This is a genomic window from Thioalkalivibrio sp. AKL6 (assembly GCF_000376905.1).
GTDB classification, from domain to species: domain Bacteria; phylum Pseudomonadota; class Gammaproteobacteria; order Ectothiorhodospirales; family Ectothiorhodospiraceae; genus Thioalkalivibrio; species Thioalkalivibrio versutus.
In genome coordinates this window covers 19,098-34,419 of sequence record NZ_AQXS01000007.1, presented here as the reverse complement: position 1 = coordinate 34,419, position 15,322 = coordinate 19,098, and the positions used below count along the sequence as shown (strand labels likewise).

General features: G+C 67.8%; 19 protein-coding genes. 11 read left to right on the top strand and 8 right to left on the bottom strand.

The features are described from left to right. Position 1: 1 nt before the first annotated feature. Positions 2–430 (top strand): DUF488 domain-containing protein, encoded by a 429-nt coding sequence (locus D575_RS0101740; protein ID WP_018144187.1) that lies wholly within the window; start codon positions 2–4, stop codon positions 428–430. A gap of 10 nt (positions 431–440) precedes the next feature. On the opposite strand, the gene moaB is transcribed toward D575_RS0101740, so the two are convergent. After that, complete coding sequence (gene moaB, locus D575_RS0101735; RefSeq protein ID WP_018144186.1) at positions 441–977, bottom strand: molybdenum cofactor biosynthesis protein B; 537 nt, start codon at positions 975–977, stop codon at positions 441–443. A gap of 59 nt (positions 978–1,036) precedes the next feature. Between moaB and rluB the strand changes: the two genes are divergently transcribed. The 4 genes from rluB (at position 1,037) to D575_RS0101715 (ending at position 4,213) form a co-directional block, all read left to right on the top strand. Beyond that, entirely contained in the window at positions 1,037–2,041 is a 1,005-nt protein-coding gene (rluB, locus tag D575_RS0101730; RefSeq protein WP_018144185.1) for a 23S rRNA pseudouridine(2605) synthase RluB, read from the top strand. 5 nt (positions 2,042–2,046) lie between these two features. Further along, complete coding sequence (locus tag D575_RS0101725) at positions 2,047–2,688, top strand: endonuclease III domain-containing protein (RefSeq protein WP_018144184.1); 642 nt, start codon at positions 2,047–2,049, stop codon at positions 2,686–2,688. 79 nt (positions 2,689–2,767) lie between these two features. Then, complete coding sequence (locus D575_RS0101720) at positions 2,768–2,983, top strand: lipopolysaccharide assembly protein LapA domain-containing protein (protein ID WP_018144183.1); 216 nt, start codon at positions 2,768–2,770, stop codon at positions 2,981–2,983. Positions 2,984–3,025: 42 nt separating this feature from the next. Next, a complete protein-coding gene (locus D575_RS0101715) occupies positions 3,026–4,213 on the top strand; it encodes a nitrate/nitrite transporter (RefSeq protein ID WP_018144182.1) in 1,188 nt (395 codons plus the stop codon). Positions 4,214–4,256: 43 nt separating this feature from the next. On the opposite strand, the gene D575_RS0101710 is transcribed toward D575_RS0101715, so the two are convergent. Then, the gene (locus tag D575_RS0101710; protein WP_018144181.1) at positions 4,257–4,976 is read right to left on the bottom strand and encodes a hemerythrin domain-containing protein; all 720 of its coding nucleotides are present in this window, start codon (positions 4,974–4,976) and stop codon (positions 4,257–4,259) included. Then, positions 4,969–5,595, bottom strand: a complete 627-nt coding sequence (locus tag D575_RS0101705; RefSeq protein ID WP_018144180.1) for a hemerythrin domain-containing protein — start codon at positions 5,593–5,595, stop codon at positions 4,969–4,971. Before D575_RS0101705 ends, D575_RS0101710 begins: the two co-directional genes overlap by 8 nt. A gap of 55 nt (positions 5,596–5,650) precedes the next feature. On the opposite strand from D575_RS0101705, the gene D575_RS0101700 reads away from it, so the two are divergent. The 5 genes from D575_RS0101700 to rnk all read left to right on the top strand — a co-directional run bounded on the left by D575_RS0101700 (position 5,651) and on the right by rnk (position 8,452). Then, a complete protein-coding gene (locus tag D575_RS0101700; RefSeq protein ID WP_026182008.1) occupies positions 5,651–6,049 on the top strand; it encodes a hypothetical protein in 399 nt (132 codons plus the stop codon). After that, entirely contained in the window at positions 6,049–6,501 is a 453-nt protein-coding gene (locus D575_RS0101695; RefSeq protein WP_018144178.1) for a glycine cleavage system protein H, read from the top strand. The genes D575_RS0101700 and D575_RS0101695 overlap by 1 nt, the downstream gene beginning before the upstream one ends. A gap of 10 nt (positions 6,502–6,511) precedes the next feature. Next, a complete protein-coding gene (locus D575_RS0101690) occupies positions 6,512–7,180 on the top strand; it encodes a thioredoxin family protein (RefSeq protein ID WP_018144177.1) in 669 nt (222 codons plus the stop codon). A gap of 49 nt (positions 7,181–7,229) precedes the next feature. After that, the gene (locus D575_RS0101685) at positions 7,230–7,577 is read left to right on the top strand and encodes a rhodanese-like domain-containing protein (RefSeq protein ID WP_018144176.1); all 348 of its coding nucleotides are present in this window, start codon (positions 7,230–7,232) and stop codon (positions 7,575–7,577) included. Positions 7,578–8,041: 464 nt separating this feature from the next. Then, positions 8,042–8,452, top strand: coding sequence for a nucleoside diphosphate kinase regulator (rnk, locus tag D575_RS0101680; protein WP_018144175.1), 411 nt, complete (start codon positions 8,042–8,044; stop codon positions 8,450–8,452). A gap of 15 nt (positions 8,453–8,467) precedes the next feature. Here rnk and D575_RS0101675 read toward each other — a convergent pair whose 3' ends face one another. From D575_RS0101675 to D575_RS0101660, 4 genes are all read right to left on the bottom strand, one after another. Further along, entirely contained in the window at positions 8,468–9,901 is a 1,434-nt protein-coding gene (locus D575_RS0101675; protein ID WP_018144174.1) for a DNA polymerase Y family protein, read from the bottom strand. A 160-nt stretch (positions 9,902–10,061) separates the two neighbouring features. Beyond that, complete coding sequence (imuA, locus tag D575_RS0101670; protein ID WP_018144173.1) at positions 10,062–10,694, bottom strand: translesion DNA synthesis-associated protein ImuA; 633 nt, start codon at positions 10,692–10,694, stop codon at positions 10,062–10,064. A 317-nt stretch (positions 10,695–11,011) separates the two neighbouring features. Beyond that, positions 11,012–11,629 carry a transcriptional repressor LexA gene (gene lexA, locus D575_RS0101665; RefSeq protein WP_018144172.1) on the bottom strand — a complete coding sequence of 206 codons (618 nt, stop codon included), beginning with the start codon at positions 11,627–11,629 and terminating at the stop codon, positions 11,012–11,014. Between the two features lie 364 nt (positions 11,630–11,993). Beyond that, positions 11,994–12,485 (bottom strand): Lrp/AsnC family transcriptional regulator, encoded by a 492-nt coding sequence (locus tag D575_RS0101660; RefSeq protein ID WP_018144171.1) that lies wholly within the window; start codon positions 12,483–12,485, stop codon positions 11,994–11,996. A 179-nt stretch (positions 12,486–12,664) separates the two neighbouring features. Here D575_RS0101660 and D575_RS0101655 point away from each other — a divergent pair, with 179 nt between their 5' ends. Further along, complete coding sequence (locus tag D575_RS0101655) at positions 12,665–14,350, top strand: 2-isopropylmalate synthase (protein WP_018144170.1); 1,686 nt, start codon at positions 12,665–12,667, stop codon at positions 14,348–14,350. A 99-nt stretch (positions 14,351–14,449) separates the two neighbouring features. Here the strand turns inward: D575_RS0101655 and D575_RS0101650 are convergent, their stop codons facing one another. Then, positions 14,450–15,292 carry an ion transporter gene (locus D575_RS0101650; RefSeq protein WP_018144169.1) on the bottom strand — a complete coding sequence of 281 codons (843 nt, stop codon included), beginning with the start codon at positions 15,290–15,292 and terminating at the stop codon, positions 14,450–14,452. Positions 15,293–15,322 lie beyond the last annotated feature (30 nt).

Sequence of the window (15,322 nt, the reverse complement as noted above, 5' to 3'; positions counted from 1 at the left end):
TATGGAACAGGTGCGGATCCGGCGCGTCTACGACCCGGTCGATCCCGGGGATGGGACGCGTGTGCTGATCGACCGCCTGTGGCCGCGCGGGGTGAAAAAGTCGGCGCTCCTGCTGGACGCCTGGGAAAAGTCGCTCGCTCCGTCCACCGACCTGCGACGCTGGTTCGGCCACGATGTGGAGCGCTGGCGCGAGTTCTGTCGCCGGTACCGGGCGGAACTGGGAGCGGCTCCCGAGGCCTGGGGCCGCTTGCTGGGGTATGCCCGTCGCGGCCGCCTGACGCTGCTGACGGCCACCCGGGACGTCGAGCACAGCCATGCGGCGGCCCTTGGCGCTCTCCTCGACGCCGAACGCGCCGAGGAGGAACCAACGGGCGAGCGCGCCTCGCCGGTATGCTTCGCGCCCGACGAGTCCGGGCCGGCCCCGGATTGATCGTGTCTCGTCAAACCTCCTTCAGGCGCGGCATCAGCATGGTGAGGTTGCAGGGCATGGTGCGGTCGTCGAGCTGGGCCTGGATGATGCGGTCCCAGGCGGTGCGGCAGGCGCCGGTGGAGCCGGGCAGGACGAAGAGGTAGGTGCCGTTGGCGACGCCGGACAGGGCGCGCGACTGCAGGCTGGAGGTGCCGATCTCATCGAAGGAGAGCATGCGGAACAGCTCGCCGAAGCCCTCGATGGTCTTGTCCAGAAGGACCGATACGGCCTCGGGGGTGCCGTCGCGGCCGGTAATGCCGGTGCCGCCGGTGGTCAGGACGGCGTCGATAGCGGGATCGGCGATCCAGCGCGAGAGTTCGGCGCGGATGGCATAGATGTCGTCCTTCACGATCTTGCGCTCGGCCAGCCGGTGACCGGCGCTTTCAAGGCGTTCCACCAGGGCGTCGCCGGAGCGATCCTCCGCGAGTTCGCGGCTGTCGGAGACGGTGAGCACGGCGATGTTCAGCGGTGTCTTGACGGGCGTGGTTTCCGGCGCGGAATCGGTCATGGCAACGTCCTGTTGGTGTATCGTGGCGTCCATCTTAATGAGTTGCTGGAGTTCCGGGAATGTCGGAGCGGGTACAGAAGGTCCTGGCGGCGCGCGGGCTGGGTTCGCGGCGCGAGATCGAGGGCTGGATCGAGCGCGGCGAGGTGCAGGTGAACAACCGCACCGTGAAGCTGGGCGACCAGGTCGACGAGCACGACGTGATCCGCGTGCGCGGGCGCATCGTGCGGCGCCCGGAGCATCCGCATCGGTGGATCGTGTATCACAAGCCGGTGGGCGAGATCTGCAGCCGCTCGGACCCCGAGGGGCGGCGGCCGGTGTTTGCCAGCCTGCCGCGGTTGAAGGGGCAGCGCTGGGTGGCCGTGGGCCGGCTGGATCTGAATACCTCGGGCCTGTTGCTGTTCACCACCGATGGCGAACTGGCCAACCGGCTGATGCATCCGAGCATGGCCCTGGAACGCGAGTACGCGGTGCGCGTGCTGGGCGAGGTGCCGCCGGCGACCCAGGACATGCTGCGCGAAGGCGTGGAACTGGAGGATGGCGCGGCCCGTTTCGACAGTCTGGAGGAGCAGGGTGGGGAAGGCGCCAATCACTGGTTTCATGTGGTGGTCAGCGAAGGCCGCAACCGGCTGGTGCGCCGCCTGTGGGATGCGGTCGGGGTCACGGTCAGCCGCCTGATCCGGGTGCGCTACGGGCCGGTGGTCCTCGGGCACGGGCTGAAGACCGGTGCGGTGCGGGATCTGGAGACCCGCGAGGTGGCCGGGTTGTACGAGGCGGCGGACCTGCCCGTGCCGGACTCCGTGCGCACGCGCGGTCGCGGCGGCCCGCGACGCGATCCGCGCGGCAAACCGCGGGATCAACGCCCCGGCAAGGCGGCGCCGGCGGGCAAGGCCCGCACCAGCCGGGCGGCGCGCGAGGACGGCTGGAGTTCGTCGCCGCCGAAGAAGCCGGGCAAGTCTTCGTCCCCCGCGGGGCGCGGCGGCTCCCGGGGCGCGAAGCCTGCGGGAGGTCGACCCGGCGGCCGCTCGGGCGGCGGTGGCAAACCGGGCGGTAGCCGTCAGCGGTAGCGCCTGTGCGGATCCCCGAGCTTCTGGATGCCCTGCGCGCGGAGTACGGTGACCTGCAGTGGTGGCCGGCGGAGACGGCGTTCGAGGTGATGGTCGGCGCGGTGCTGACGCAGAACACCAGCTGGACCAACGTCGAGAAGGCGCTGGCCAACTTGCGCGGTATCGACGCGCTGTCGCCGGAGGGCTTGATGGCCCTGAGCCGGGAAGAGTTGGCCGCACACATTCGTCCCAGTGGCTATTTCAACGTGAAGGCGGATCGCTTGCGCCACCTGCTGGCCTTCCTGGAGGCATCCGGCGGGATCGAGGGGCTGGCCGCGCTGGACACCGACGCGCTGCGCGCGGCGCTGCTGGGGGTCAAGGGTGTCGGACCGGAGACCGCCGACGATATCGTGCTGTACGCCTTCGGGCGCCCGGTGTTCGTGGTGGATGCCTATACCCGCCGGTTGTTCGAGCGTCTGGACCTGCCGCAGGCACGGGCTCCGTACGATGCGCTGCGCGAGCACGTCGAGGTGGCACTGGGGCCGGATGTGGCGGCGCTGAACGACCTGCATGCGCTGATCGTGGAACATGGCAAGGAGCGTTGCCGGCCGCGGCCGCGCTGTGATGCCTGTCCGGTGCGGCGGCACTGCACCCACGCCGAGGCCTGAAACCCACCGCCCGGCCGGTTGACGCCCGCGGCGGGGCGCCGGAACCTGAGAGGCATGTCCGACTGACCAGGGAGGTCCCATGCGTTACCTGTACACCCTGTTGATTATCGTGTTCGTCGCGGTGGTTGCGATCTTTGCGATCCAGAACCTGCGTCTCGTAACGCTCAACTTCCTCACCCTGTACGTAACCCTGCCACTGGCGCTGCTGATTGTCGGAATCTACCTGCTGGGCCTGGTCTCCGGGGGTGCCCTGGTCGCGTTGCTGAAGCGCTGGATACGCGGCGCCAGTCGTTGAGCCGCGTGGTGTCCTTCGGGGCGGCATCCCTCGATGGCTGACATGATCCGCCGCCATCCGCTGGCGGTGATCGTGGTGGCGCAGCTGTTCGGGACGTCACTGTGGTTTTCGGTCAACGGGGTTGGGCTGTCGCTGCAGCAGGCACTGGGGTGGTCGCCCGCCGAGATCGGCTGGCTGACGATGGCCACCCAGCTCGGTTTCATCACCGGGACCCTGGCGGTCGCCGCCACGGGGCTGGCGGATCGCTTTCGCGCCAGTCGTGTGTTCGCCATTTCGGCGCTTTTCGGGGCCGGGCTCAACGCCGTCTTCATCCTGCTCGCCGGCGTCTGGGAGCTGGCCCTGCTGACGCGCTTTCTGGTCGGGCTGGCACTGGCCGGGGTCTATCCGCTGGGCATGAAGCTGGTGATCGGCTGGACCCCGCAGTACAAGGGCTGGGCGCTGTCCTGGCTGCTCGGAATGCTGACCCTGGGGACCGCGCTCCCGCATCTGCTGCGTGGCGCCACGCTCGATTTCCCGTGGGCGGTGCCCGTGCTTCTGGCCTCGGGCCTGGCCCTGCTGGCCGCGCTGATGATCCTGCGTCTGGGGGATGGCCCGCATCTGCCGCCACCGGGGCGCACGCCGGGGCTCGGGAAGGGCTTCTATGCCCTGGCACGGCGGGATTTTCGCGCCGTGGCCGGGGGCTACTTCGGGCACTGCTGGGAACTGTATGCGTTCTGGACGCTGGTGCCTCTGCTGGTCGCCCGTGAGCTTGCACGGATGGAGGCCGATGCGGTCCTGATTCCGTGGCTGGCCTTTGGCGTGATCGCGCTGGGGCTGGCGGGCTGTGTCTGGGGTGGGCGCCTGAGTCGGGGCCTGGGAAGCCTGCGTGTGGCGCGGGTGGCACTGGCAACCTCGGGCCTGGCCTGTCTGCTGTACCCGCTGCTTGCGGGGCAGTCGCCCTGGTTGCTGTTCGGCCTCCTGGCGCTGTGGGGGCTCACGGTGATCGCGGACTCGCCCCAGTTCTCCGCGCTGGCCGCGGACAGCGCGCCGGAGGATGCCGTGGGTTCCGCGTTGAGCGTGATGAATGCGATCGGCTTTGCGCTGACCTTGCCGGGCATCTGGCTGACCGGCTGGTTATGGGCGGATGGCGGGGTTTGGGTCCTGTGGCTGTTGCTGCCCGGCCCGTTGCTGGGGCTTTGGGCGCTGGCGCGCCTGTCGGCGCCGCATCGCGCCCGGGAAGCCGTGGATTGACTCGAGTGCCGGGCTGCGGCGGCCGCGCAGCCATGCGGGGCGCTCAGTTGCTGTGGGGTGCCGGGTCGGGTGCCGTTAGCAGGGTCTGGGCGCGTTCAAGCAACTCGGCGGCGGCATCGGGCTGTTCGCGCAGGGCGCGGCTCCAGTGCGGGAACAGGTTCTGTTCCTCGCGGCCTTCGTGCTTGGCCAGCGCGCCGGAGATCAGGGCGAAGAACGGGGCCACGGCCCAGGCCTCGTCCACGCCTTCGCTGAATTCGTGTTCCAGCATCGCGGTCTGTTCCAGGATCTCGTCGTGCTCGCGCAGCATGATCGAGGTGGGATCCTGGCCGTTCGGGCTGCGGGGCAGGTCCAGCAGGGGGACGATCAGGTCGTTTTCCACCTCCACGTGGCGCCGCAGGCCGTCGACATAGGCGTGGAAATCCGGCGCTGCGCCTTCGAGGTCGCCGGCGTTGACCTTGTGCAGGGCGCTGGCGAACAGGCGGTCGATGCGCAGGTGATCGCGTTCCAGCAGGTCGACCAGGTCCACCGGGGCGACGTCCTCGCGGCGTTGTACCGCGAGCTTCCACAAGGGCGGGCCGTCTTCGAGCACCCGCCAGTGGATGGCCTGACGCAGCTGCAGGCTGACCGCGTCCATCAGCATCTTCGGTTCCTGATCCAGCCAGACCTCGAAGACCTGACCGCTGCGCAGTTCGCGCAGGGTGTAGTACGCGCGGGTGTGGGCATGCTCGGCCAGGCCGCGGAGGTCGAGTACGAAATCAGCCACGGTCTGCGCCCGTGATGCCCCGGCGTGCGGCCATGGCGGCACCGATGGCGCGGCGGTCTTCCGGGCCTAGCAGGTGCTCGGCAAAGGGGAGTACGGCGCGCTCTTCCAGATCGAGGTGGATGCGGTATTGGCGTATCCAGGCGTCGGCCCCGTCGAGGTCCGCCGGCTGGCCCGCGGCGATGCGTTGCAGGGCCGGCTCCAGTCGATCCCAGCCGGCCTCGATCTCGTCATGTTCGGCGGTCAGGCGGTCCAGCCATTCGCACAATTGCGGATGACTCTCGGGGTGGCCACAGTGCTGGCGCAGCACGGGGAACAGGTCCTGGTCCTCGTCCGCGTGGTGGTTGGGCGCTGCCTCGTGAAAGTAGTTCAGGACCCGTTGCGCGGCGCCTCGGGCCTCTTCGTCGGCGCCTTTGTCGGCCAAATGGGCGGGCAGGCGCTCGAGGATGTCCAGAGAGTTGAGGATTCGGCGATGGCACGCCCGCAGCAACTCGATGGGCTGCTGGAATCCGGGAACACTTTCGTGGAGTTGCGCGTGCATGGGGTATCGGACCTTCGCAGAGTGGTCAACAAGCAGGCGACTTTCGCCGAAGCGCTCGCGCCCCGTCTTGATCTCGATCAATGTAAATTGAATATAGCTTAAAGTATGCTGTGCGAAACCTGGCCTGGAGCTTTTGATGCACCCTCGGAACCGGATGTTCATCCTCGCGGCCCTCGCCTATGCCCTGCTGGGCGGGCTGCTCGGCATCCTCTGGCTGGCCCATCCCGGCCTGATCCCCGGCAATGTGCCGCGCATCCATGGCCACCTGATGCTGCTGGGGTTCGTGACCATGATGATCTATGGCGTGGGTCTGCATGTGTTGCCGCGCTTTTCCGGACGTTCGCTGTTCTCCGAGCGCCTGGGCCATGTGCAGTTCCTGCTGGCCAATCTCGGGCTCCTGGTGATGATCGCGGGCTGGCTGGTCTTTCATAACCCGACCGTCGCGGTCGGCGGGGCGATGGCCTGGGGGGCGATGATCCTGTTCGCACTGAACATTGCACTCACCGTGCGTCACTACGGTCCGAAGGGGGCGTAATGAGTCATACGGAATACAACGGCTGCGAGTTGCCGGACGACCTGTTCTATGACCTGGACTATGTCTGGGTCCGTCCGGAGGACGACGGCACCTTTACCCTCGGGATTACCGATCCCGCCCAGACCATGGCGGGGCGGGTGCAGTACTTCCGCTTTCGCAAGCCGGGTTCGCACCGCGCCGCGGGCAAGCCGGTGGCGCGGCTGGAGTCCGGCAAGTGGGCGGGGGGCATCCCTACGCCGTTCGACGGCACCATTGAGCGCATCAATCCGGCCGTGGAGGCCGATCCGGGGCTGGTGAACGTGGCCCCCTATACCGATGCCTGGGTCGTGGTGATGCGCCCGGACGATCCGGAAGCGGCGCTGGAGCGGCTACATACCGGGGCCGAGGCGATTGCCGGTCTGAAACAATGGGTCGATCGCTACGACATCCACTGCATGCGCTGCGCGGACTGAGGGCGGGATCATGAAAGTGGAACTGCTGGTGTCCGAATGGTGCGCCTCCTGCCACGATGCCGAGCGCATCTGGCGCGAGGTGGCGGAAAACAAACAGATCGACTTCGCGGTGGTCGACATGGGCCAGCCCGAAGGGCGCGAACTGGCGACCCGGCTGCGCATCCGGTCGATCCCGGCCGTGGTGGTGGATGGCGAGCTCAAGCACATCGGGCTGCTGGATCGCACCGCCGCGTCCGCACTGGTGGCGGAGGCCCCGGAACGCACACAGAAGGCCGCGCGCCATGTCGGGCTGGGGTTGTCGGCCTCCAGCCGGGCCTCGGTGCTGGGCGCGATGATCTGGCTGCTGATTGCGGGTGCCGCGTTGCCACTGGGCGGGTTCTTCCTCGAGGGTGCGGCGCGTCCGGCCGCGCTGCATGGCTTTACCCTGGGTTTTCTTCTGTTGCTGATCATGGGGCTTGGCGAGCACATGCTGCCGCGCTTTACCGGCCACCCGATCGCCAGTGGCTGGCTGTGGGCCTGGACGCCGCAGATCCTGGTGCATCTGGCCGTGCTGGGCATGGGGCTCGGCTGGATCCTGGGCATTGCGATGTTAACGGCGGTGGGTGCGGTGGCGGCGCTGGTCGGGTTGGTCCTGTTCACCCTTCGGGTGGTCCCACTGCTAGTACGTCCGTCGTTGTGACCCGGGCGCGCGCTAAACTTGCGGTTCACGCAGCCAACGGAGTCCTCCTGTGAGTCTTTTCGAGAAGCGTATTCGCGAGCTGGAACAAAGCCTGCCGCATCTGGAACCAGGGGAGGTGGCGCGCTGGCTCGAGCAAGAGAAACCGTTTCTGCTGGTGGATGTGCGCCAGCCCGAGGAGGCGGCCGCGGGGACGATCGAGGGTGCGATCAACATCCCGCGGCCCAAGCTAGAGGCCGGTATCGAGTCTCATATGGCGGATGCGGACCAGCCCGTCGTGGTGTTCTGTGGCGGTCGCGGCCGGTCCCAGCTCGTGGCCGACAGCCTGCGCACGATGGGTATCAATGCGCATGTGCTGCGCGGGGGCTACGCGGCGTGGCGGGAGACCTGGCCTCGGTGAGGGCGCAAGGCAAAGGCTAGGGAGACGCTGATTAATTCGCACGTCCGCGTTGGTGCCCCATTTTTTCCGAGACAAGGTGCGGTGCGCAGCGCCGTAGTCACTCTACGGTCAAACGCCGCAACGCAGGATCGGGGAAAATGGGGCGCCAACCCCTTGAGGGCTCGGTCGCCCGTTGTTGACGAAAATGGGCCCGTTGACCGCGTTGCGGCTTGCTTATGTAGCTCGGCTACACTTCGCTCACCGCGCCTTGTCAGCGAGCAAAATCGATCGAGCGCGGACGTGCGAATTAATCAGCGTCTCCCTGTGTGCGGCTCCCGCTTACGAGGACTGTGATGGGCGCTATGGCTTTTTTGCCGGGTCTTGGCTAGTCTCCCGAGTAAGTTTCCCGGTTTGCGGAAATTCCCTGAATATTATTTGCCTGGCGCGTCTCCCCGGAGGCGCGTTCTGCATTCTGGAGTAAGAAAGTGAACAAGCCGAAGATCATTGTCTCCACCACGGACATGGAGCGCCTGGACAAGCTGCTGGAGTCGCTTCCGGATGGCAGTTTTCCCGGCAAGGCCGATCTCGAGTCCGAACTGGATCGCGCGGATGTCGTGGATTCGCACGAGGTTCCGGGTTCGGTGGTGACGATGAACTCGAAGGTCCGGTTCCGGGTGATCGAGTCCGGTGACGAGTTCTCGATGACACTGGTGTACCCACGTGATGTGGACGAGAGTGGCGGCACGCTGTCGATCCTGGCGCCGGTGGGCAGTGCGCTGCTGGGCCTGTCCGAGGGCGACGAGATCGAGTGGCCGCGCCCGGGCGGGGGGCAGATGCACGTGCGCATCGAGGAGGTCGAGTACCAGCCGGAGCGCGCGGGCGAATACCACCGCTGACGCGGCGTCCCCCCCTCAGCCCCAGTAACCCTGGCGATACCACTGGCCGCTGCGCAGGCAGCGGTACAGCCAGAGCCGGCGGCCCTGACGGTCGCGGCTGCAAGCGTAGTCGCGGCGCGCGTCCTGGCCGTGATCCCACCAGCCGTCTTCCAGTCGTCCCAGCCATTGGGGCTGGTCGGGGGGCGCGGCGGGCTCGGGGCCCTGTAGCCAGAGGGCCGTTCCGCAGGCCCGTTGGCCCGGGGTTGGAGCGGTGGGGGCCGGGGTGGTGGCGAGATCGTGTCGCGGCCGCTGGGCATCCTCCGGTCTCGGTGTGCGGCGGTTGATCAGACGGGCGACGGCCTGCTCGCCCAGCCGGGCGCGCAGGCGAGCCAGCACGGCGGGTAGCTGATCGGCCGGTGGTCTGCTCGCCGGGTCTGCGGCGAGCAGACTGTCGCCCCGCGCCGGTGGGTCCAGCAAGCGGGGTGCCTGCAGGCGCAGGCCGATCACCGCCTCCGGCAGGGTCTCGCGATCCAGTCGGGTCTGCCACAGGGGCAGCCACTCGTCGGTGCGAATGCCCGGCTGCCCGCGCTCCAGTGAGATGCGGGTACACGCCTCGCGGTGGGCCAGTTCCAGTGTCATCCCCTGCAGGCTGCGGTTCAGGCCGCGCAACTGCGCCTCGGCCTGGCGCAGCAGCCGCTTGAGCGGGAAGGCCAGGGTCGCCGTGGCGTGGATCTCGTGCTCCAGGCGCAGGGACAGATCCAGCACCGGGGGTGGCGCAAAGCGGGGCAGGGTCTCCGCGCGCCGCGCCAGCAGTCGGTCCAGCAGGTCCAGCAACTCCGGTCCGTGGCGTCGGGCCAGTTCGGGGCGCGACAGGCGCAGCAGATCGCCCAATTGGCGCAGGCCCACGGCGCGCAGGCCTTCGCGGGTCGCGGTGGCCAGTGGCAGGGCCTCCAGCGGAACCGGGGACAGGATGCGGCGCAGGGCCTCGGGGTCTTCCGCGATCGCGGGGTTGCGCAGGCGGGCCAGCAGGCGCGCGGCGGCGGGGCTGCGGGCCAGGCCGATACGGGGATGGAAGCCTAGTTCGGTCAGGGTGTCCCGCGCCTGGTGGCGCAGGGCCTCGAGGCCGCCGAACAGGCGGCGGCTGCGCCCGACCTCCACCAGGATGCGCTGTGCCTCCGGCTCCGGATGCACGTGGTCGGAGAACCGCAGCAGTACGCCGGCCAGCATCTCCAGTTGGGCCTGCAGGGTGTCCGGGGCATGCTCGACCAGTTCCGGGGTATCCAGCACCGCCAGGGCATCCCCCAGCGCCATGCCGGGCCGGGCGCCCGCGCGGCGGGCGGCGCGGTTGGCGGTGTGCACCCGGGGGGCAGGGTCGGATTCCACCACCAGCAGGGGGCGCTGAAGCCGCCCGGCGTCCGGCTCCGTCCGGGCCAGCGCGTCCAGCGCAAGGTGCGGCAGGTCGATTGCCATCCAGTGTTCCTGCCGCGGCCGTGCGGCGCGGTTGGCGGTATGTGTCTCCGGTGGCCGGGGTGCGGTGGCGGGCAGGGCTGCGGCCGGAAGCAGGCTCAGTTGTTGTCGGACCGGCTCCGGGTGTGTGGCCGCACGCGAGGGACGGGCAGGCTGGCCCATCTCAGGCCTCCGGTGGTTCGGGAACCTGCAGGGGGTGGCCGGAGCGGGCCCAGTGGCCGGCCCCCTTCAGGCAGTGCAGTTCCAGGCCGGAGGCCGCGGGCTGCCAGCGCAGGCGCTGGTGGGCCGGCGAAGGCTGTGCCGCGGCGTTTGGTGGCCGGTACAGGATCGCGCAGGCCCGGCTCTCGCTGGCAGCCAGACGCAACCGGCGCAGCAGGGCCGTCTCCACGGGGCCGCGCAGCCAGGCGAGCAGGACGCCGAACGCCGGGTCGCGCAGGCACTGCTCACCGGCCCACAGGGTGTCGCGATCATGCTCGGTATGGATCAGGAGGACTCGCTCCGGCGGGATGCCGAGTGTCTGCCAGCCGGGTAGCCAGGGCGTGGCCGGCGGTGCGATCAGCGCGATCCAGTAGCCGTCGCGGCCGCAGGCGGCGAGCATGGGGACCAGCAGCCGGGTCTCGCCACAGCCGAACGGGGCGCCCAGCAGTTCGATCAACTGGCCGCGTGGCCAGCCGCCGCCCAGGGCCCGGTCCAGCTCGGCATGGCCGCTGGGCCAGACCGGGGCATCCGTGGCCGGAGCCGCACTGCGGCCGCGCCAGAGCGCCGGGTGGTCGAGCAGGGTATCCAGCGCGCTCATGGCTTAGGGAAACACTGATTCATGTACACGCTCGCGCTCGAGTCGCTTTTGCGTGCGAACAAGGCGCGGTGACTGCCGTGCAGTCATTCTGCACAAGGGAGCCGCAACGCCGTGCGCGCGCCCGTTTTCGTCAACAACGGGCGGCCGAGCCCCGTCGTTCAATCGCTTGTGGGGTTGGTGCCCCAGGTTTCCCGATCCTGCGTTGCGCCCCGAATCCATCAAAAACGGGCGGGTAGAACCACTACCCGCTGCACGACGCGCCTGGTCTCGGAAAACCTGGGGTGCCAACGCGAGTGTGTACATGAGTCAGTGTTTCCCTAGGCCTGCGGGTCGAGATCGCGCAGTACGCCCACGCCGATGCCCTCGATGGCCAGGTCCTGGCGCTCGAGGTCGATCTCGATGGGGGCGAAGTCGGGGTTCTCCGGGAGCAGGCGCACCTTCGGGCCGTCCTGCGCGAAGCGCTTGACGGTGACTTCGTCCTCGATGCGGGCGACCACGATCTGGCCGGGCCGGGCCTCCGGGGTCTGGCGCACGGCCAGCAGGTCGCCGTCGAGGATGCCGGCGTCGCGCATGCTCTCGCCGTGTACGCGCAGGAGATAGTCCGGGCGGGCGCGGAACAGGGCGTCGTCGACCCGATAGTGGCGCTCGATATGCTCGGTGGCAAGGATCGGCGAGCCGGCGGCGACGCGCCCGACCAGAGGGAGTTCGGCCGGTGCGCCACGGGCGGCGCCCGGCAGGCGTATGCCGCGGGAGGTGCCGCCCAGCAGTTCGATCGCGCCTTTCTTCTCCAGGGCTTTCAGATGGCACTCGGCCGCGTAGGGCGAGCGGAAGCCGAAGGCCCGGGCGATCTCGCTGCGGGTCGGTGCCGTGCCCTGGGTGGCGATGGTCTCGGCGATGTAGTCGAAGATGGCTTGCTGGCGTGCAGTGAGCGACACGGGGCACCCTCCAGTTACTGTCTATATATACAGTACAGGGGTGGTTCGCTGGAGGGCAAGGGCGACTGCACGATAGAGCGCACGGAGAAAGCCAAAGAAGGTTCATCGAAGCCGGTTTGTTCCACCACGAAGCGCACGAAGAAGGTCAAGGGCGGTTGCGCCACAGAGGGTTACGGAGAAAACCCAAGGAGGTGTCGAGACCCGGGCGTAGGATGCTGTTGAGCGAAGCGAAACGCATCGATCCGGGAACCTCGCCACCCTTGGGATGGCTACACGATGCGCTTCGCTTCGCTCATCACATCCTGCCGGCCGTTGCCTTTCTTCGTGCCTTCGTGGTCAACCCGTCCTGGGTTTGAGGTGGTGTTCAGGTGGGGGTGTAGTCCAGTGGCAGGGCAGTGCGGTCGACCACGCGGCGCAGCACGAAGCTGGAATGGACGCTGTCCACGCCCTCCAGGCGGGTGATGCGGCGCAGCAGGAATTCCTGGTAGGCATCCATGTCGGGGACGACCACCTGCAGCATGTAGTCGGCGGACTGGCCAGTGATCAGGTAGCAGTGCTGGACCTCGGGGTAGCTCGCCACGGTCTCCTCGAAGTGGGCGAAGCGCTCCGGGGTGTGGCGGTCCATGCCGATATGGATCAGGGCGGTCAGCTCCAACCCCAGGCTGCGCCGATCCAGCAGGGCCACGCGGCTCAACAGGACGCCGGCCTGTTCCAGGGCACGCACCCGACGCAGGCAGGGGGAGGGGCTGAGCCCCACGCGATCGGCCAGGGCCTGATTGGACAGGCTCGCATCCTCCTGCAGGATCTCGAGGATGCGGCGGTCATAGCGGTCGAGTCGGTGCGGTTCGGGTTTCATGGTTGAATCTTGCTCTATATTGGCTTTATTGCGCAAGGATAGTGCGCAACTATTGCGTTATTTGGGAAAAACGCAAGGTTATGCCGGGGACAATGCGTTAGGATAATGCACAGATAGAAATCCGGAGCGCGGCACCCGACCACACGGCGAGGCCGCGCCCCTTACAGGAGACGAACACGATGGCCTTCGATCACACCAAGTACGCCCCGTTCCCGCCGATCGACAAGTCCGATCGCCGCTGGCCGGCCCAGCGCACCACGGCCGCCCCGCGTTTCTGCGCGGTGGATCTGCGCGACGGCAACCAGGCGCTGGTGCACCCGATGAGCGTGGAACAGAAGATGCGCTTCTTCGAGGTGCTGGTGGAAATCGGTCTGACCGAGATCGAGATCGGCTTCCCGGCCGCCTCGCAGATCGACTACGACTTTACCCGCCGCCTGATCGATGAAGACCGCATCCCCGAGGGCGTGTACATCCAGGTGCTGACCCAGGCGCGCGAGGACCTGATCCAGAAGACCTTCGCGGCGCTGGAGGGCGCCCCGCGCGCGGTGGTGCACGTGTACAACTCCACCAACCCGGCGCAGCGCGAGCAGGTCTTCCGCATGGATCGCGACGGCGTGCGCGGCATTGCCGAGAACGGTGCACGCTGGGTGCGGGATTACGCGGCGAAGTACCCCCAGACCGACTGGATCTTCCAGTACTCGCCGGAGAGCTTCTCCACCACCGAGCTGGACCACGCGGTCGAGGTGGTCGATGCGGTGAATGCGATCTGGCGCCCGGACCAGGGCCAGAAGGTCGTGATCAACCTGCCGGCCACGGTCGAGTCCGCCACGCCGAACGTCTTTGCCGACCAGGTCGAGTGGTTCTGCGACCACGTGCAGTACCGCGAGCATTTCTGCGTGTCGCTGCATACGCACAACGACCGGGGCACCGGTGTGGCCGCGGCCGAGCTGGGGCTGCTGGCCGGGGCCGATCGCCTGGAGGGCACGCTGTTCGGCAATGGCGAGCGCACCGGCAACATGGATCTGGTCACCGTCGGCATGAACCTGTACTCGCAGGGCATTGACCCGACCATTGACCTGTCCGACATGGAGCGGCTGATGGACGTGTACAAGGAGTGCACCGACATGCCCATCAACCCGCGCCACCCGTGGGCGGGCGAGCTGGTCTACACCGCCTTCTCCGGCAGCCACCAGGACGCGATCCGCAAGGGCCTGGCGCATTACAAGGAGAAGGGCGGCCACTGGAACGTGCCCTACCTGCCGATCGACCCGAGCGATCTGGGCCGGCGTTACGAGGAGGTCGTGCGCATCAACAGCCAGTCCGGCAAGGGTGGGGTCACGCATGTGCTGGAGCGCGACTACGGCATCGAATTGCCGCGCTGGCTGGCGATCGAGTTCGCCCGCATCGTGCAGAAGGATGCCGAGACCTCGCAGATCGAGGTCTCCTCGAAGCGCATCCACGAGCTGTTCGAAAAGCATTACCTGACGCCGGTTACCGGCTGGGATCTGGTGCGTTACGAGATCGAGAAGGACGGTCCTGTGGTGCGGCTGGATGCGACTATGGGCCCGCCCGGGCGTGAATCCCGCCTGCGGGGCGAGGGCCACGGCGCGGTCGCGGCGCTGACCTCCGCCATGGAGGCCGAGCGTGGCGTGCAGGTGAAGGTCACCCATTTCGACGAGCACGCGATGGAGTCCGGCACCGAGGCGCGCGCCATGGCCGCCGTGGACGTGCAGGTCGATGGCGAACGCTCCGTGGGCGTCGCCCTGGGCGAGGACACCACGGCCGCCACCCTGCAGGCCGTGCTCAACGCCACGGGCCGCCGCCTGGGCGAGCGCGCCGTGGAGTCAGCCGCCGTCAGCGCCTGATCTCGCCGGGCCCGCGGGGCCTTTCCTGGCCCCTGTGGGAGGGTGCTTGCAACCAAGCCTCCCGTTCGCATCACAGCGGACGGGAGGCTTCGCGCCTGATCACCGCACGCGCTTCTCCAGCATGGTCTGCATGCGGGTCAGGCGTTCCTGGAGCTTGAGGGTTTCCTGCTGTATCTCGTGGATCTCCGCGTGCAGGGCCTGGTTCTCTTCGTGCACGCTGTCATGGATCATCTGCTGCTCGATCTCCATCGAGCGGTCGTGCATGCGCTGCATGGCGTCCACGATGATGGCGATGAACAGGTTCAGCACGGTGAAGGTGGCGATCAGGATGAAGGGCACGAAGAACGCCCAGGCCCAGGGGTAGATGTCCATCACCGGGCGGGCGATGTCCTCGGACCAGCCCTCCAGCGTCATCACCTGGAACAGGCTGTACATGGTGGCGCCGAGTGTGCCGAACTTCTGCGGGAAGGATTCACCAAACAGGCCGGTAGCGATGATCGCGAACACGTAGAAGATCAGCACCAGCAATCCCATGATGGAGATGATGCCGGGGATCGCCCGCAGCAGCGCCTCTACGATGAAGCGCAGCTTCGGCACCATGGAGACCAGGCGCAACAGACGCAGCACGCGCAGCACGGAGAATGGCCCCGAGGCCGGGATCAGTGCGATCCCCACCACGAAGAAATCGAACACGTTCCACGGGTTGCGCCAGAACCGCAGGCGGTAGACGAACAGCTTGGCCAGCACCTCGGCGGTGAAGATCGACAGGATGATGGCGTCCGCACTCAGGATCACCGGGCCCATCCAGCCCATCACGGTGTCCGAGGTCTCGAGTCCCAGGGTCAGGGCGTTCAGCAGGATCAGGCCAATGATGAAGCGCTGGGTCAGCCGGGCCTCGATAAAGTGTTCCAGGCGTGCACGCAGCGTGGGGGTTTCGCTCATGGTGTCGAAGATCGTTGGAGTCCTTGGGGA